This is a genomic window from Weissella sp. LMG 11983 (assembly GCF_025908495.1).
GTDB lineage: Bacteria > Bacillota > Bacilli > Lactobacillales > Lactobacillaceae > Weissella > Weissella fermenti.
In genome coordinates this window covers 213363-232552 of the sequence record NZ_JAOZFD010000001.1, presented here as the reverse complement: position 1 = coordinate 232552, position 19190 = coordinate 213363, and the positions used below count along the sequence as shown (strand labels likewise).

Annotated in this window: 10 protein-coding genes and 4 tRNA genes; 10 read left to right on the top strand and 4 right to left on the bottom strand. The window is 47.9% G+C overall.

Annotation, left to right across the window (positions count from 1 at the left end; translation table 11 throughout):
- Nucleotides 1-1332: 1332 nt before the first annotated feature.
- From OIT45_RS01285 to OIT45_RS01270, 4 genes are all read right to left on the bottom strand, one after another.
- Nucleotides 1333-1421 (bottom strand) — tRNA-Ser (locus OIT45_RS01285).
- Between the two features lie 96 nt (nucleotides 1422-1517).
- Nucleotides 1518-1589, bottom strand: a tRNA-Glu gene (locus tag OIT45_RS01280).
- A gap of 34 nt (nucleotides 1590-1623) precedes the next feature.
- Nucleotides 1624-1695, bottom strand: a tRNA-Glu gene (locus OIT45_RS01275).
- A gap of 35 nt (nucleotides 1696-1730) precedes the next feature.
- Nucleotides 1731-1802, bottom strand: a tRNA-Glu gene (locus OIT45_RS01270).
- Nucleotides 1803-1976: 174 nt separating this feature from the next.
- On the opposite strand from OIT45_RS01270, the gene OIT45_RS01265 reads away from it, so the two are divergent.
- The 10 genes from OIT45_RS01265 to OIT45_RS01220 all read left to right on the top strand — a co-directional run bounded on the left by OIT45_RS01265 (nucleotide 1977) and on the right by OIT45_RS01220 (nucleotide 19169).
- Nucleotides 1977-3464: a helix-turn-helix domain-containing protein gene (locus OIT45_RS01265; RefSeq protein WP_199404172.1), complete on the top strand. Its 1488-nt coding sequence runs from the start codon at nucleotides 1977-1979 to the stop codon at nucleotides 3462-3464.
- A 202-nt stretch (nucleotides 3465-3666) separates the two neighbouring features.
- Complete coding sequence (locus OIT45_RS01260) at nucleotides 3667-5169, top strand: hypothetical protein (protein WP_264339777.1); 1503 nt, start codon at nucleotides 3667-3669, stop codon at nucleotides 5167-5169.
- 24 nt (nucleotides 5170-5193) lie between these two features.
- Nucleotides 5194-5889 (top strand): WxL domain-containing protein, encoded by a 696-nt coding sequence (locus tag OIT45_RS01255; RefSeq protein WP_199404170.1) that lies wholly within the window; start codon nucleotides 5194-5196, stop codon nucleotides 5887-5889.
- Between the two features lie 6 nt (nucleotides 5890-5895).
- Nucleotides 5896-6858 (top strand): DUF916 domain-containing protein, encoded by a 963-nt coding sequence (locus tag OIT45_RS01250; RefSeq protein ID WP_199404169.1) that lies wholly within the window; start codon nucleotides 5896-5898, stop codon nucleotides 6856-6858.
- 184 nt (nucleotides 6859-7042) lie between these two features.
- Entirely contained in the window at nucleotides 7043-14812 is a 7770-nt protein-coding gene (locus tag OIT45_RS01245) for a lectin-like domain-containing protein (RefSeq protein WP_264339776.1), read from the top strand.
- Nucleotides 14813-14941: 129 nt separating this feature from the next.
- Entirely contained in the window at nucleotides 14942-16147 is a 1206-nt protein-coding gene (gene coaBC / locus OIT45_RS01240; protein WP_199404167.1) for a bifunctional phosphopantothenoylcysteine decarboxylase/phosphopantothenate--cysteine ligase CoaBC, read from the top strand.
- A gap of 3 nt (nucleotides 16148-16150) precedes the next feature.
- Nucleotides 16151-17317 carry a hydroxymethylglutaryl-CoA synthase gene (locus OIT45_RS01235; protein WP_199404166.1) on the top strand — a complete coding sequence of 389 codons (1167 nt, stop codon included), beginning with the start codon at nucleotides 16151-16153 and terminating at the stop codon, nucleotides 17315-17317.
- A gap of 87 nt (nucleotides 17318-17404) precedes the next feature.
- Nucleotides 17405-17638 (top strand): hypothetical protein, encoded by a 234-nt coding sequence (locus tag OIT45_RS01230; RefSeq protein WP_135797566.1) that lies wholly within the window; start codon nucleotides 17405-17407, stop codon nucleotides 17636-17638.
- A gap of 78 nt (nucleotides 17639-17716) precedes the next feature.
- The gene (locus OIT45_RS01225) at nucleotides 17717-18157 is read left to right on the top strand and encodes a nucleoside 2-deoxyribosyltransferase (RefSeq protein ID WP_003610440.1); all 441 of its coding nucleotides are present in this window, start codon (nucleotides 17717-17719) and stop codon (nucleotides 18155-18157) included.
- Between the two features lie 121 nt (nucleotides 18158-18278).
- The gene (locus tag OIT45_RS01220) at nucleotides 18279-19169 is read left to right on the top strand and encodes an N-acetylmuramoyl-L-alanine amidase (RefSeq protein ID WP_199404165.1); all 891 of its coding nucleotides are present in this window, start codon (nucleotides 18279-18281) and stop codon (nucleotides 19167-19169) included.
- Nucleotides 19170-19190: the final 21 nt, after the last annotated feature.

Sequence of the window (19190 nt, the reverse complement as noted above, 5' to 3'; positions counted from 1 at the left end):
ACGCAAGTGCCGAGTGATTTGGCAGATGAGCCGTCAGTTAGCGCTGCGGTCGCTAATTTGAAGAAGATTCAGCAACAGGCAGCAGCTGATAATCCAAATAGTTTAACAGCTGATATTAAGGCAGCGACGAAGGCGTTAGCTGATGCGATTAAGGCAGCTGATGTTAATCGAAATGCAGCTCGTGATGCTGCCGATAGTTTGCTTGGTAAGACAGCGCCGTTGTCTCATGAGCCGGCAGTGTCTAAGGCCAAGGAGGCTTTGCAAAAGTTGCTGGATGATCCAAACGCTATCACGACGGCCATTGAGAATGCAACGGCTGCGTTGCAAGATGCGCTTCAGAAGGATGGAGCTAGTCGTCAGTCAACTAACGCCGCTGCGGATAAGCTCATTGCGGAAGCGAAGAACCCGGCGTTTGCCAATAATGAAGCAGTTGCGCAAGCGATGCAGCGTTTACAAGCGGTTCAAGCAGCAGCAGCCCAAGATAGTGCATCTGATTTAACGGCCGATATTGCGGCTGCCATGACGGCATTGCAAAACGCTATCCAGGATGCGAATAATGCTTTGGATGCATTACGTCAAGCTGCTTCGGATTTGATTGCGCAAGCTAAGCCAGTTTCACATGAGGCTGATGTAGCGCCAAAGGTAGCAGCCTTGCAAAAGCTGTTGGATGATCCATCAGCGACGACGGACCAAATCCAGCAAGCGATGGACGACTTGAAAAATGCGACAACAATCGCCAAGAGTGACCGTGAAGCGGCCAACCAATCAGCACAAGATGCAATTGCTTCGGCTAACCAGTCAGCGGTATCTGGTGATCCGGCCGTTCAAGAAGCGTTGGCAAAGTTGCAAGCGATTATGTTGGCAGCCTCGAATGACAGTGCAACTGACTTAACGGCCGATATTTTGAAGGCGATGCAAGCTTTGCAAGATGCGGTACAAGCAGCGGAAAATCGCGCTGCAGTTGTTCAAACGACAGTGCCACCGACATCAGTGCAAACGGCGCCGATGTCAGTCATGGCGCCAATGAGTGGGGTGCTTGCTTACACAGCAAGTCCAGCGACTACTCAGACGGATCGTTTGTTGGCTGGCAGCACGGTAACGCGTTCGGGCATTTTGCCTTATACGGGTTACCATGATGATTGGTACTTAATGGCTCTTGGAATCTTTATGTTCTCGGCGAACTTGTTGCTTGTGGCAGCGCGTCGGAAGAAAGATGAAGAAGGGGCATAGGGAATGAAAAAGAGGCTTGGGACGAAATTTTGTCTCAAGCCTCTTTTGGTGTGGCGGAAAAATAAAAAAGTAGCACGTTTTTCAACGTACTACTTCAATCAAAGGAGCCAACGGGATTTGAACCCGTGCGCCGGCTCAACACCGGTTCGGCGGATTTCGAGTCCGCTGCATTACCACTCTGCCATAGCTCCATAACAATATTTAATATTATAAACATGATTTTTGATTGTTTCAAGTTGAATAAATGAAACAAAAAAGACACCCAGTAAACTGGATGTCTATCAAGATAGCCCATCAGGGAGTCGAACCCTGGATGCCGGTGTGAAAAACCGGAGTCTTAACCGCTTGACCAATGGGCCATGAAGATGTTGAATGCCTAATCGACAAAGGCAATAGCTCATCAGGGAGTCGAACCCTGGATGCCGGTGTGAAAAACCGGAGTCTTAACCGCTTGACCAATGAGCCATGAAATTGTTTGATGATTACTTCGTTAAAAGTAATAGCCCATCAGGGAGTCGAACCCTGGATGCCGGTGTGAAAAACCGGAGTCTTAACCGCTTGACCAATGGGCCATGAAACTTTGTTAATTGCTTACCGCTCTTAACAACAGATAATAATATACCAGATGGATATTTATCATGCAACACCTAATTTTAAAAAAGTCGACTTTTCTTCAAAAAGTGTCTCCCCTTGCACTAAATTCGTGTGTTCCGTACACTAAAAACAACGATTGGGGGCATGTGGGGATGGATGAATTATCGTGGGTGTTAGAAAAGAAAGAACAAGATAAATTAACATTACTGAATTATTTGGCGACGCGATCAGATAGTTTTTTACCAATTAAGCGAATTATGACTTCGTTGGGGTGGTCGCGGTATCGCACGCTGTCGACGATTGCGATGCTCTTCGATGATTTAGTGACCTATTTTCCGAATGAACCGACGGCATACCGGTATGATGACAAGCAAAAAGCAGTTATCGTTGATCGAATGGTGTTGGTGGATGTCAAAACGGTGGCATTTGATTATCGGCAGAAATCAGTGGTTTGGCAATTGTTGGGGGTCATATTCACGGGAACGTTTGATTCCTATGAACAGTTTGCTGAAACGTATCACACGAGTGTGCCAGTTGCGCGGGCTGCCAAAAGTAAAATCGCCACGGCCTTAAAGAAAGCAGATATCAGATTGACGTTGCACAATGGGCTGGTTGGTAATGAAATAACAATCCGCATCTTTTTCTTTGGGCTGATGCGACAAGCTTACGGTAATCATGAGATTCCGTTCCCGCCTGAAATGCGTGAGCGAACGGAACAATCGGTCTTGGCGATTGCTAATTTGTTTAATATTCCATTACGTGAAACGACGAAGCAGGCGATGCGAATGCAATTTACGGTCTGGTATTACCGTTTAGTTAATGATCACCATCTGATACCGGAAGAGATTCCAGCATTGTTAACAGATTCGGCAAAATGGGACGATGAACATCAAGCGACGCGCGCGGGCTTGATTGAGTTGATGAGTTCATTTGTCACTCTGCCAGAAGTTGTGTTGGAACGTGAAGCTGAGTTCGCAATCGCCAGCTTATATTCAACTGGGTTTGCGACGAGTGTACCGCTATCGTTATTGACGGAAATGGCACAGAAAAAGTTAGCACGATTTAAAACGATTATGAAGTCAGAATACCACGCGTTATTTAACCGGGAACTTTCGGAACGTATTTTGAATCGCGTGACATCGCAACTGTCGGCGACAAATATGCGTACGGCTTACTTTAGTGTGTATGGGTACCGGCCAACACCTGATTTAGATGTTGCACGCCGTGATTTTCCGATTCATACGGCCTTTGTGTTGCAAGTGTTGCACCGTCTTGCTGAGAAAATGGGGTTTGACGAGGTCGTCTTGGTTAATTCATTATTTGAAGAATACTTAGATGCGATGATTCGCAATTTATCAAAACACTCAATCTTGCCGACAATCGTTGTGGTGATTGATATGACAAATTTGCCGGCCCTTGAGGAGTTGATTGAAGACCGACTGAAGCGTTCGCCAATGATTAACGTGATTTTAGCGCATGAGTTTCGTCCAGATGCCGATTTTTACATATCAGATGTTGAAATATCACAATTCGGGGTAACACCAGGCTTCATTTGGACGCGCTTTCCTGATGAAACCATGTTTGCACAATTTATCGAACAAGCTGTATTACTTACAAAAGATAGATTTGAAGGTCAGTGATTATGTCACTGGCCTTTTTAGTATTCATAGGGGCTTACAAAGAAAAAGTAGAATTTTTTGAAAAAAACAGAAAAAGACGACGTGGTGAAGTTTGTTGTCATCCGATAAAGTTAAGCCCGTAAACGATTCCTATTTGTTGGACGGGAGGAGTGAGATGAGAATTGGAAGACTGATATTCGGCGTTATGCTGGGTGTCATAAGTATGTGGTTTAGTCATGATTTGCACGCTGCTGAGCATCAAGTGGAAACGATGCGCGAATTTGAGCAAGCTTGGCATTTGGATGAACCGGATCAAACAATCCGGTTGGAAGCGGATATTGTTGACGACCTTGCGACGGGATTAGAGCCACGGACACAGGATGTCACATTAATAGGCGATGGGTATGAATTAGCTTTTGCGCCTGAACAGAACAAGCCACCGGTTAGCCTAACGAGTTTGGGGGAGATTAAGTTAGCTGGGGAACTGTGGTTGTCAGGTGCCGATGAGACACCTTTAATTAACGCACGGCGGGTCAAGGCATTGCCTGACAGTAATGTGTCCATGAGTCCTGGTTACCAGGGTCGCATGGTAGTGGCTGACGAGGTCATTATCAACGGTCAATTTGTCTTACACGGGTCACACGGTGACATGATTACCGCACCGAATATTCAAATTGCATCAGATGGATTTGTCGAAGCCTTTGGTCAAACGGGCGGCCACGTTTTTGCGACAGACAGTGGGGGACAGTTAAGTGTAGCTTCGGGGGCACACGTTTCTGTATCTGTTCTACAGCAAAGCGATGGCCCAATTGTCGGTCCAATTGACATGGGCTTTGAACAAGTCGTTATTCAAGATGGTGCACAAGTTGATATTGCGAGTATCCAGCCAGCTTTACTTTGGCAACACGCGGATGCTGCAATGGTGACGGTTGAATCGGGTGGTCGACTACAATTGACCGGGTTGCAACAACAAGCCGTCGTTTATAAAAATCAAAACGGTGTGAGCGGTGGCGGATTGCAGGTAAAAAAGGCAGGACGATTATCTGTCACAGGATCGAACACCACCGCTTTAATTGAATTTTGCCAGCCGACGGTGCTTAAAATCGTCGCACCAGCTGAATTGGCTTTCGTTAATACACAGGAGAGGGGACTTGTGTATCAACGAAATCGCGGCACATTCGAACTACAACAGCTTATCGCACACAGTACAACGACTAGTTCGGTCGTAGCAGAATTTTCAATCCAATCATTGCGTGTGAAAGGACGAGGTAATGGCCAAACCGTTAGCGATCTACCATATGCGGTCTCGACGTGGGTAGACAGTCTAAACAAACTAAAGGCGCGGCCATTACCGGCTGAAGAACCAATGTCGCTGTCAATGACACCAGTCTCGTTTGGTAGTGTGTCAAAGTCATACGGTCAGGCAAGTCGAACAGCAGCACTGCCCGGCACAGGCATTTTGACAGTACAGGGGAGTATTTTGAAATCCTGGGCGGTGCAGCTTCGACTGGCGCGACCATTTACGAATTGGCTAACCGGACAAGTTGTTTCACCGCAGTTGATTGCGAATCAACAAATCATAACGGAATCGTTTCAAGAGATATTGAGTGGCAATGTGGGGCAGACGCATGCAACGCGTTTTGAGATGCAAATCGGTGACCACGATGTGATACCGATCGGCGACTATGACGCCGAGCTTGAGATTAAATTGGTCGCAGGACCGTAGAGATATAAGATGGGGGAATGTTACATGATGATGTTTAAATGCCGGGCAACGTTGGCAGTGTTGACAGTTGGGGTCACGATGCTGACTGGTGGATCGGTCTTTTCAGCTGAAAAGGATCAAACGGCAACTGTGCCAGCAACAGTTAGTTTTGCTGGGGCGGAAGAGCCGATTGCAATCGATCGCGTGAATCCAGCTGACGCGACAACCAAAGATCCGGCTGCACCGGCAAATATGCGCAAGGCGGGGATGCCGCTGACGATTGATTATGCGTCACCTTGGCGTTTCAAGACCCAGAAAGTGAGTTTGGTGGATCGCACTTATGTGGCCGAACGCGATTTGTTTGCTGGTAAAGAAGTTGCCAATCACGTGCAGGTTACTGATCAACGCGAGAAACTAGATGGCTGGGAATTGCAAATTCGCCAAGCGAAGCCGTTCACCCATACATCGGGTGCTGAGTTGAAGGGCGCAAAGTTGCATGTGGGGGCAACATCTGTGAAGTCAGCGGTTGAAGGGACTTTGGTGATGCCATCAAAGAGCGCAATTACGCTGAATGATGAGTTTGCCCGTTTAGCGAGTGCGAAAGCTGGGGATGGTTACGGGACCTCATCTTTGTCAATGGCGGATGTTAAGTTAACGGTGCCGGGTCAGGTAAAAAAGTTGGCCGGTAATTATTCAAGCGAGGTAGTTTATAAGCTCCTTGCAGCACCAACAGGAGCATAAAATAAGATGAAATTGGTTTGGGGAGTAGTTGTAATGATGTTGGCGGTGATGTTTGGGGAAACACCAGCGTCAGCGAATGAAATGCCGTTCGGCGTTCGCGTGATGGCAGTTGCTGAACAGCGTCCAGAAACGACGGGGTATTTCGACTTAGTTTTGGCACCTAATCAAGTGAAGGAAGTCCAAGTTTTATTGACGAACGAAACGGAGAAGCCACTCACGGTTGATATCACATCAGCCCAGGCGACCACTAATCGCAATGGGGTAGTCGATTATGAAACGGCGCAGTCAAAAACTTGGCAACAACTGGTTTCGGTGCCTAAAAGCATTACACTACCACCGCATGGACAAGAATTAGTAACAAGTACGATTCGTATGCCAAAAAACCAATTTGATGGGATAAAAGCAGGGGGCTTAACGTTCACTGAGCACAAAACACCAAATGATTCGGGGGAATCTGGTGTTCAAATTAAGCAGTCATATGCATATACGGTGGCCGTCTTAGTCCGGAATCACGAGGGGGATATCCCGGTTAAGATGAGTTCTGCGGGGGCAAAACTTAAAATGGTTGCTGGTGATAACATGTTACAAACGACGCTTGTAAATCCAATGCCGGCATTTCAACATGATATGCAGGTGCGGACACGTTTGTATCGGGGCGATAAGTTGATTTTGGATAAAACGCAAGCGGGGTTGCGTTTTGCACCAGATAGCCAGTATCAACACATGACAGTGCTTGATCAGTCATTAGCAGCCGGTCGGTATCGCGTGGTAACAGATGTGAAGACGGATCAAGGTAAGTGGCATTTCAATGATGGGGTGACCGTGACGGCTAAACAACAAGTCGGTGGGACGGTTGCCGAAGTGACACGGATGCCAATTTGGTTGAAGATTATGTTGGGCATTATCGGGGGATTGCTCATAATTATCCTTTGGCTAATCGTTTTGGTGCGACGTCGTCAGAAAAAATAGTAGATCATAGCGGTCGAGACACTCAGTGTCTTGGCCGCTTTTTTTGTTCACACAAATGAAATATTTGCCGTATTCTGTTCGGACTTTTAATGCTGTTTTGCCGTTGTTTTATTGCGCTGGTATCATATTCGTTTTTTATACTGGCGGTATCACAAGAAAATTAGAGTATTAGTGGGGATTTGAAATGAAATCAGATTTTAAAGGAGAGGTGCCACTGTTTAAAGCGGGCAGTGAAGGGACCCAAAAGAAATGGTTGATAAAGGGGATTGCAACCATCGCGATGCTAGGAGGGATTGCAGCAGCAAGTAACGCAAGCGGTGTTTCAGACAAAGTTGATGACATGTTCGAAGCGGCTGTTCACATGGCATTGGAGCCGGCGTCAGCAGCAACGGTTGCAAACACGACCATTGATAAGGCGACGGCGGTGCCAAGCCGTTCAACGACGTCAACTGGAAAAGAAACCGCCGATTATATCGTTAAGGGAAGTGCGAGCTATCAATCTAGTAATTCGAACAATGACTATTCGTGGTACAGCTTGTCGAATGGAAAACAGCAAACTGGGTTGGTTGTTTATAATACGGCGCTGGATACTAAGAACGACTTTACTGCCAGTGGGTCGTTTTACGTTGCAAATTATGGTGCAAATGCGGCTGATTACAACGGTATTCTATTGTCATCAATTTTGCCGGATACGCTTGGAAGCGGTACCGGTGGTGGAGGACTTGGAATTCAAGGAATTAAGAACGCCATTTCGTTTGGTATGGATATGTATTCAAACGTTAATGACTACAAAGACGCCAGTGGTACGTACCCGATGGTTGGTATTCGTACCACGGATTCAAGCGGTAATCTGACGCAAGCAACTGTGGATAGTTCATTGACGTCAGGAAGCGGTGTGTCAAGTTTGCCAGCCAGCAGTAAACCTGATGGTATTAACTCGGGAACAGGTGCCGCTTGGTCAGTAAAGTACACCGCCTCGACTAAAACATTGACGTTTAGTTTGGGAGGCAAAGTTACCAAGAGTATGACTATTAATACGACAACGATGCCGTATTTGTCATTTGCTCTAATTGGATCGGCTGGAGATAACACAACTGAAATGACGTCATCAATTCAGTCGGTATCAGGAACTAAGGCGTCAATGACAGTGCCAGTTACCTATAAAGACACGGCCGGTAATACGTTGTTGACTAGCACGAAATTGGACGTTGGTGACGGTCAGTCGGTTGGAATCAATGGTGCTTCTCCTAAAGCGTCAAGCGATACGTTTAGCTATGATGCACCAGCTGTGCCTGGTTACTACATTAAATCTGCAAATGATATTTCTGTTAAGGTCGGTTCGGGCACGACGCCATCTTTGAATTTGGTGTACGAAAAGTCGCCACAACAAGCCACAGTCACTAGGACTGGATTAAATGCGTCGAATGCGGTTAAAAATGGGACTACCGTCGCTGCAAGCGGTGTAACGAGTGGGGCGATTGCCATTGCAGATGCTAGCTTGGCGGTTGCCAGCTATAGTTATGTCGTGACTGCGCCAGATGGTAAGCAATACAGTACGATGAGTGAAGCACTAGCGGCTGGTACAAATGGTGTCTATGACAGCACAACTAACAGTTCGGGTGCTTCGGATGCAGCTGTACAAAGCTTCGGCGTTTCTTACTCAGCTTTGTCACAAAAGGCCAATTTTAGTTATTCAGGCGGTACGCCACTTTCTGGTGCGCCAACAGTTGCTTCGGGTGTAACGGATGGCTCATTGCCAGGTTCGTTATTTGTTTATGCGCCAAGTGGGTACCGTTTGGACAGTGTAAGTACAACGCTGGCTTCAGGAATTGGTGTGACTTATGCAACAACAATGCGTAGTGCCACGATTACGGGTACATTTGATGCCGATACAGCAACTGATCAGAACTCAACGATTGTGTTGAAGGCCGATAAGCAAACCGCGACATTGAAGCAGGTTGTTAATGCCAAAACATCGGATGTGGAGTCGGTAACCGGTGGCACTGACAGTAAAATTGCGTTTGGAGCAACCGATGCGACGCTGGCTAAGACAGGTTATACCTACAATGTTACTGGTGCGGATGGTAAAACGTATGACACGCTATCAGCGGCACTGGCAGCGACGCCTAATTACGATAATACGAGTAACGACGGTGATACAGACGCTAAGGCTCAAGTGTTCACGGTTAATTACACAGATACGCAAGCACCTACCATTTCGACAGGTAAGGATAGTTATCAAGTGACGACTGGCGCAGGGACGACGGCGGACAGTTTCTTGTCAGCGATTAACGCACAAGTAACTGATAACCAAATGGATGGGACCACGACACTGACATCAAACTACGCTGATGTTGTGAAGGATGAGCCAGGCACGTACACAGTGACGTTGACGGCAACTGATGCCACCGGCTTGAAGACGACGAAAACAATTACGGTCGTGGTAACGGAAACGTCACCATACGACCAAGAATTGGCTGTGTCATCAGCCGCCTCAAACTTGGAAACAATTTCTAACGATCCAACCAAGACAACGGCTGATGTGCAAACAGCCCAAAAGGCGTTGGATGATGCGATTGCAGCTGCCAAGAGTGACCGTGAAACAGCGAAGACAAACGCAGAAACAGCCGAGAAGAACGCGACTGAGCAAGGCGTCGCTGACGATAGCACGGTCATGGCAGCGCAAAAAGCGTTGGATGATGCGATTGCAGCAGCTGACAACAACACTGGGACAACGCAAGCGATTGTTGATGCGACAAATGCCTTAGATCGTGCCGTAGCGGTTGCCTCGGCAAAGGCAGTGGCGACTAATCCGGTTAGTCAAGAAACCGCCGTTGAGTCAGCCAAGGATAATTTGGACAAGGTATTGGCGAATTCAGCGTCGACAACTGAACAAATCATTGCGGCCCGTGATGCGTTGAAGGATGCGGTAAATGATGCACTGGAAGCTCGTAATAATGCGTTAACGGGTGCTGATACAGCAATAAATAACGCCGCATCATCAACGGCAGCACTTGATCCAGATGTCATCGCTGCGCAAAAGGCGTTGCAAGACGCCGTGGCTAGCGCTAATGCTGACACAGGCACGACGGATGCGGTGACCAAGGCGACCGAAGCCTTGAATAAGGCCGTGGCTGACGCTGAAGAAGGCCAAGAAGCTGCCCGTGCAGCCGCTGCTGCGGCGATTGCGGCGATGACACCGGTCTCTAACGAAGCGAATATCTTAGCTGCATATAAGTCACTTCAAGATATTTTGGATAACCAAAATGCAACCGCTGACGAAATTACCAATGCGACGACCGCTTTGGCAAACGCGACGGAAACTGAGAAGGACACCCGTGAGGATGCGGTTTCAGCTGCTAACACTGCCATTACGAATGCCCAGACAGGTGATAACGCGAATGATGAAGGCGTGAAGGAAGCAATTGAAAACCTACAAAATGTCATTGCCAATGCAACGGCTGAGACGGCAGCTGCTGATGGTAAGGTGCCTCTAACGGATGATATTGAAGCGGCGACGCAAGCACTTGCCCAAGCAATTTCTGATGCTGCGTCAGCGCGTGAGGATGCAGTGACGGCGGCCCAAGACATGATGAATGATACAGCGCCGGTTTCATTGGAACCTGATACAGCAACGGCTAAGGACGCGCTACAGAAGGTTTTGGATGATCCAAAGGCGACGGCAACCGACATTGAAGAAGCGATGCAAGACTTTAAGGATGCCATGGATATTGTGCGTGATGAGCGAACAGCAATCGATGGCGAGGCGACCTCTGCCATTACAACGGCTCAAAATTCGGATTATGCCGATGAAAAGGGCGTGCAGGATGCGATTGCGGCCTTAAAGGAAGCACAAGAAAATGCAGCGAACGATACTGGAACGACTGCTGACATCACCAACGCAATGAAGTCGTTGCAAGATGCGCTAGATGCAGCGAAGTCTGAGCAACAAAAGGCCATCGATGATGCGGAAGCGGTGGCAACGTCACCAGTAAGTCATGAGGCAGATGTTGTTGATGCGCAAAAGGCGCTTGACGACTTGATTGCTTCAGCTGAATCTGGTGGGGACGTGTCAATTGCGGATATTAATGACGCAGCTCAGGCACTACAAGATGCGGTCGACGCAGCTTCTGATGCACGTGACGATGCTAATGACGCGGCTGACCAAGCGGTGACTGACGCTGAAGCAACTAACCAAGCTGATGAGCAGAGTGTGCAAGATGCCATTCAAGCGTTGCGTGATTTGCAAGATGCCGCTAGTCAAGATGATGAAAATGCCCTAACGGCGGATATCGAAGCGGCAACCAAGGCCATCGCTGACGCTGTCGAAAAGGCTGCAGCTGATCAAGTGGCGGCACGTGATGCTGCTGGTAAGGTAGAGACAGCGCCGGTTTCGAATGAACAAGGTGTTAAGGACACCCAACAAGCATTGAATGATGTGCTTAACGATCCAGCATCGACGGTAGCAGAAATTGAAGCTGCCCAACAAGCACTTGAGGATGCTGTTAAGACAGCTCAGGATAATCGTGATGCGGCCAATAAAACGGCTGACAGTGTGATGGCCAATGCGCAAAGTGGCGATCAAGCTGGTGAGCCAGGCGTACAAGATGCCATCACAGCCTTGCAAGAATTGCAAAACAAGGCAGCAACAGATGACGCTGGGGCATTGACGGCCGATATCGAAGCGGCAACTAAGGCGGTGACGCAAGCAATTGCTGACGCCAAGGCTGCTCAAGATGCTGCTCGTGATGCAGCTGGTCAAGTTGAGACGGCACCAGTGTCAAATGAAGCGGGTGTTAAGGATGCCCAATCAGCTCTGGATAAGGTGCTGAACGATTCTAGTGCAACAGTCGAAGAGATTGAAGATGCGACAACGGCACTAGAAAATGCGGTGGATGCGGCCAATGAAGCCCGTAATTCTGCAAACACCAATGCCGATACAGCCATTTCACAAGCTCAAGGTACACCACAAATTAACGAACCTTCTGTGCAAGAGGCAGTTGAGAAGTTGCAAGAGTTGCAACAGAATGCGGCTAACGATTCAGCTTCCGCTTTGACACAAGACATTTTGGATGCCATTCAGGAACTTTCAGATACAGTTGCCGAAGCGGCACGTGATAAGCAAGAAGCTGTGCTGGCCGCTGAAAACGCGTTGAGCCAAACAAAGCCTGTTTCAAACGAATCGGCAACGGCTCAAGCAATTGCTGAGTTGCAAGCCTTGTTAGCTGATGATAATTCGACTGCTGAGGCGGTTCGTGACGCCACGAAGGCGTTGACTGCAGCGACTGCGAGCGATACGACCGAACGTAATGCGACGAACACTGATGCAGCGGATGCCATTTCGGCAGCCCAAGCGTCAACGGTTGCCACTGATGAATCAGTGTTGACGGCTATCCAGAATTTGAAGGATGCCCAAACTAAGGCAGCCAACGAAACGGTTGATGATGCTGGTCATGCCTGGGTGTCACAAGATATCGTGGATGCGATGCGCGCTTTGCAAGAGGCAGTGAGCGTTGCAGAACAAGCGCAAGACACAGCTCGTGACGAAGCATCGGCATCGATACAGGATGATAGCAAGACAAGCCCGGTAACGAATGAACCGTCTATCACGGATGCAAAGTCAGCTTTGCAAGATGTGATTAATGATCCAAACGCGACAGCAGCCGACTTGAACGATGCTATGGCGGCTTACCAAGATGTTATCGATCAAACGAAGACGCAACGTGACAACGCGAAGGACACTGCGACGGATGCCATTACGGCAGCGCAGAACAGCGATTTGTCAGCTGATCAAGGCGTGCAAGATGCGATTACCGCATTGCAAGACGTTATGAATCAAGCTGACGCAGATAGCGCTGATGCGTTGACAAGTGATATTCAAGACGCGATGAAGGCATTGCAAGATGCGCAAATTGCAGCGGTTGAATCACGCAATCAAGCAGCTGAACTTGCAGATCAGGTGAAGGGTCAAACGGCGCCGGTTTCACAAGAACCAGGTGTGCAACAGGCGGTCAGTGATTTGGATACATTGCTTAACGATTCAACTGCAACTGCGGACCAAATTAATAATGCCATTAAGTCATTGCAAGACGCCGTTGCGGAAGCGAACGATGAGCGCGATACAGTGAATCAGGCGGCAAATGATGCCGCCACAGCTGCTACGAATAGTGATCAGAGCCAATCACAAGCAGTTCAAGATGCGATTGCAGCATTGCAAGAGGCGCAAAAGAATGCTGCGGATGACCAAGGTACGAGTGAAGCGATTGCGACCGCAACAAAGCAACTGCAAGATGCGGTCGCTCAGGAAGCGGCGGACCAAGCGACTGAACGTGACAATGCTGCAGCTGCGATGGATGCAACAGCACCAGTTTCAAACGAAACAGCTGTGGCCACAGCGAAGAATGCATTGGAAGCGGTTTTGGGTGACCCTAAGTCAACGGCTGATGAGATTGCAGATGCAGTGAAGGCACTGACTGATGCAACGACGAGCGAAAAGGCGAACCGAGATACAGCTAACACAGCAGCGAACGACGCCATTACGAACGTGCCAGCCGAAGTGGCAAATGAGCCACAAGTTGCGGAAGCGGTCGATAATTTGCAACGATTGATGGATGAAGCCGCTAATGATTCAAGTGGTGCTTTGACAAAGGATATTGCTGCAGCGACTGAGGCGCTTGCTAAGGCCCAAAATGATGTTGTTGGTTACCGTGAACAAGCCCGTGATGCGGCCGCGGATGCGTTGACGCAGACAGCACTAGTCAGTCATGAGCCAGCCACGGCAGCAGCTATTGATGCGTTGAACGCCTTGATTAATGATCCAAACGCCAATTATGCAGACATTAAGCAAGCAACGGAAGACTTGTTGAAGCAAGTCGCTACGGATACACAAGAACGTGACGCAACGAGTGCTGCTGGAAATGCTTTGTTAGACCAAGCTGCGCAATCGGACTTGGCAAATGATCCATCGGTGGTTGAAGCTATGCATACGTTGCGTGATGCGATTGCAAATGCCGCGACCGATAGTAGCGATGACTTGACGGCTGATATTAAGGCAGCGATGCAAGCGTTAACTGATGCAATGACGTCACTAGTTGATGATGCACGCGAGCAAGCGCAACAAGCCATTGCAGATGCGAAGCCGGTTTCAAATGAGAAGGGTGTGGCTGATGCGATTAAGAAGTTGCAAACGTTGATTAATGATCCGAACGCCACACGGACGGCAATTGAAGCGGCGATGGACGCACTTAAAAATGCGGTTGAACCAGCTAAGGAAAGTCGTGAAAGTGCGAATAATCAAGCTGAGCAAGCCCTCCAAGCTGCGCAAAATAGTGCGGTTAGTGATGATCCCGCTGTTCAGGCAGCGATGCAACGTTTGCAAGATATTCTTGCAGCGGCGGCGACAGATAATCCGGATAATCTAACGGCAGATATTTTGGCAGCGATGCAGGCTTTGCAATCGGCAGTTGCAAAGGCGGAGGCAGCCCAAGCGACAACTAGCGCTGTGACAGCCCAAGCACCGGTACCAACGGCTGGTGGTCTAACGGATTCCTCAGTGCCAGCAGCAGTTGTCTCGTCGGCAACAGGAGAGGCACCGGCCACGCAAATGTTGTACGGCACGGCGCCAATTTATCAGAACGGTGGTTACCCAATCGTTGTTCCCGGCGTGCTACCATATACTGGGTATGAGGTAGGTAGTTCGTGGATATCTGGTGAAACGCCTGTAATGAGTCAGGTATTACCCTATCAAGCGACTGCGCCACGTACGTTGGCTGGCGATACTGAAGGGCGTCGAATTTTTGATCAAATTCGTCATCTAGATGGTCAACGCGTAAGTCGCGCTGGTCTTGATACAGCGATTGCCCATGAAAACAGATGGTTGCCAATTGGTATCTTCCTATTCTCATCAATCTTGCTGTTGCTTATCGCAAAGCGACGTAAGCAAGACGACAAGTAAGGTGTAAATTCTAGGAGAGTGATGTTTCTGAAAAATCAGAGATATCACTCTCTTTTTATTTGTGGTGGTCCTTCATGGTAAACTTAAATCAGATGACTTTTAACTAGATGCAAAAGGAGTGTCGACGAAATGTTTACTGATAAAAACATTGTGCTCATCGTCAGTGGGGGCGTTGCAGCATATAAGTCAGCCATTTTTGCCCGCTTGTTAATGAAGCAAGGGGCAAATGTAAAGGTCGTGATGACCCAGGCGGCAACTGAATTTGTAACCCCAAAAACATTTGAGGCACTAACGCAACACTCAGTTGTGACTGATTTGTTTGATGACCACAATGAAAGTATGATTGCGCACGTTAGCTTGGCTGACTGGGCGGATTATATTTTTGTCGTACCGGCGACTGCGAATATTTTGGCAAAGATGGCTGCGGGTATTGGGGATGACGCGGCAACGTCAGTGTTGTTGGCCCGCCACACGCCAGTGATTGTCGCACCGGCAATGAATGTCAATATGTATGAGAATCCAGCAACGCAACGTAACCTAAAGACGTTACGTGAAGATGGTGTCATCATCATTGAACCGGCTGAGGGGATGCTTGCTGAAGGATATGCCGGCAAGGGCCGTTTGCCTGAACCAGATGAAATTTTGGCGCTTGCTGATTTGAAGCTCCGTCAACAAACTGGTCGTTTGGCTGGTAAGAAAGTCGTTGTGTCGGCTGGTGGTACGGTGGAGCCGATTGATCCAGTTCGATTCATTACGAATCGTTCATCAGGTAAGATGGGTTATGCGTTGGCACAGGCAGCGGCTGAACAAGGTGCAGATGTGACACTTGTATCATCATCTGAGTTGCCAGCGCCGGTTGGCGTGGCGATGGTACCGGTGCAATCCGCCCGCGACTTGTTGGCAGCAATGACGGAGCGCTTTGAAGACACGGATGTTGCGATTATGGCGGCAGCGGTGTCTGACTACCGTGTTGCGACACCTGCCGATCAAAAGATGAAGAAAAACGCTGACCACGCTGGTTTGACGATAGATTTAGTTGAAAATCCAGATATTTTGGCGACTTTGGGACAACAAAAAACGACGCAATATTTGGTTGGCTTTGCCGCCGAAACGCAAGATTTGTTGACGTATGCGCAAAACAAGTTGGAAAAGAAGAATGCCGACATGTTGGTTGCGAACGACGTGTCTAAGGCGCAAGTTGGCTTCGGACATGACACAAACGAAGTGACGTTGTTGCAACGTGATGCTGCACCAGAAAAGCTACCGCTACAATCTAAGTTAGCTTTGGCCCGAGATATTATGAGTCGTATTGCAACGCAAGTGGAAGGAAAATAAGAAATGGCAGTAATTGGAATTGATAAGATGAGCTTTTTCTCACCCCACCAATACATCGATATGGTGGATTTGGCAAATGCTCGCAATGAAGAACCGGATAAGTATTTGATTGGTATTGGTGAAACTGAACAAGCGGTTGTGCCGCCAACTCAAGACGTGGTCACGATGGCAGCTAATGCGGCTGACCAATTGTTGACGGCGGAAGAGCGTACGGAAATTGACACGATTATTTTTGCTACTGAATCAGGAATTGATAATTCAAAGTCAGCCGCAGTTTATGTACAACGCTTGTTGGGTTTGAATGAATATGCACGCACGATTGAAATGAAGCAAGCTTGCTACGCTGGTACGTATGGTTTGATGCAAGCCCGTGACTACGTGGCCTTGCACCCAGGTTCAAAGGTGTTGGTCATGGCATCTGATATTGCCCGTTACGGTTTGCACACACCAGGTGAAGTCACGCAAGGTGCAGGTGCAGTTGCCATGTTGGTAACTGAAAATCCACGGATTCTTGAATTGAACCGCGATAACCAGTTTATGTCACGTGACGTGATGGACTTCTGGCGTCCAGTGTATGCCGAAGAAGCTTTGGTTGATGGTAAGTACTCAGCTGAAGTTTACCGTGAGTTCTTCCGTGATTTGTGGTCGCGTTACAAGGAGAAGACGGGACGTTCAATCAACGATTTCAAGGCATACGCATTCCACTTACCATTCACGAAGATGGGTTTAAAGGCATTGCGCGACATTTTGCCTGAGGCGGATGAAGCCAAGCAAGCCGACTTGTTGAATGAATTCGAAGCAAGTCGTGTGTACAACAAGCGCATTGGTAACTTGTACACGGGTTCAGTTTACTTGAGCTTGTATTCGTTGTTGGCCAATTCAGAAGAATTGGCTGCGGGAGACCGTTTGGGAATCTTCTCATACGGTTCTGGTGCTGAAGGTGAGTTCTATTCAGCTATCTTGCAACCTAACTTCCGTGATGGCTTGATCGCCGGTCAAATGGATGCTTTGTTTGAGAATCGTGAGTATTTGACGATTCCAGCATACGAAGAAGTCTTTATGGCTGGTTTGCACGGTTCAGAAGATCGTGAGTTTGATATTACGGCTGACCCAGCCAAGTTTGTGTTGGCTGGTTTGAAGGATCAACAGCGCCAATACGTGGCACACTAACTCCGAGAAAAAATCAATAATTATGCGTGGCTTCATCAAACGCGCTGGGTACACTAATCGCAAAGACTAGTACAGGGGGAAGTGCCTATGCAAGATTATGAGTTACAAGTTGGCGACTTGGCCCATTGCGATGAAGCAAAGGGCATTGACCGGCCATTCATTGGGAAAGTGGTACGCTGTGAGGGGCAGACGTATGACATGGAAGTGGTGTATATTCCGGATTTGACGCACGCCAATGCATCGTTGCTACACACGCAAGTTCAGGTGGCCAAAACGGCGTCAGCGCCATTTGCTAATAAGGCGGACGCACCATTTATGTAGTTGTTGCTTGTTCGCTATTCGTCAGGTAAAATTATTTAGTAAGACTAAATAATAAAAGTTAGATGAAGAGGGAATTTTATGAAGCGCGTCTACCTAGCCGGTCCATTTTTTGATGATGACCAAATTGATCGTATTGAACGTATGGAAAAGGCTCTAGCAGCCAATCCAACGGTTTCAGAGTTCTTCAGTCCACGTACTGAGCAACACGATGAATTTGAATTTGGTTCAAAGGAATGGGCAAAGGCAATTTACAAGGGTGATAAGGATCACTTGGATCCAGCCGAAGTTGTAATTGCTGTGATTGACTATGAGGGTGAGCACGTTGATCCAGGTACTGCCTGGGAGATTGGTTACTCAGAAGCAACGAAGAAGCCGGTTATCTTGGTCAAGGAAAAGGAAGGCGGCATCAACTTGATGATGTCAGTGCCAGCTCATGCCTTCATCACGGATGTTGCGGACGTTGCCACGTATGACTTTGATGCATTGCCATCAAACGAATGGGAAGGTAAGACTTTCTAATTCGGGTTTTACCTAAATAGAAGACCTAAATAAAACGGCACTCACAAAAAGTGGGTGCCGTTTTTTGCTCGAAATAAGGTAAACTGTTTTAAGACATTAAAAAGAGAAAGGACATGACAACATGCAAAAACTAGGCCGGTTAATGTTGGCATGGTTTACAAAGTTCTGGGTGCCGTTGGCGATCACTGTCGGGATGTTGGCGGTTGCGGTTTCCGTCACGACGGTGATGCTCTATAAGCAACAAATTACGGTGCAGATTCCAAACCTAACGCTGCGTGAAAATCGCGGGGTAACGAGTACGCCAATTTCAGTACTTAAGCAGGGTGAACACTTGCAGATTTTGCAAGAAAACGACGGTTGGTATCAAGTGCGTCGTGAAGATGAATCAACCGGTTGGGTAGCTAGTTGGTTGCTGGAACGCACCAAGCCGTTAGATAAGGTGACACCGTTGTCAGAGGCCACAATTGTTTTGGACCCTGGTCACGGAGGAAATGACCCTGGTGCGGAATCAAATAGTGGTAAGTTTGAAAAGACATATACATTGCTGTTAGCTCAGCAAGTGGCGAAAACGCTACGTGCAACTGGTGCGCGTGTCATCATGACGCGTGATAGCGATAAACTAGTGTATTTGTCACAAATTCCAAAGGTAGCTGAAAATGCGAACGCGGATGCATTTATCTCATTCCACTTCGACTCTGTCACTGAGGCAAATGGTGCAAGCGGTTATACAGCTTACTATTACCATAAGGAAAACGGATCGAAAGATTTGGCGCAAGCGCTTAATGATGCGATGAAACCGAACATGCCATTGGAAAACCGTGGTGTTGAAAAGGCGGAATACGTTGTTTTGATTGATAATAAAGTACCTGCTGCGTTGCTTGAGAATGGGTACATCAACTCAGACCGTGATTTCAAGAAAATCAAGAGTCCGTCTTATCGCAAGTTAATTGCGCAAGACGTTGCGCAAGGTTTGGAAACGTATTTTGACAATCGGGTAAAAACCGTTAATTAATCACAGGTTCTTAGGGGTTAT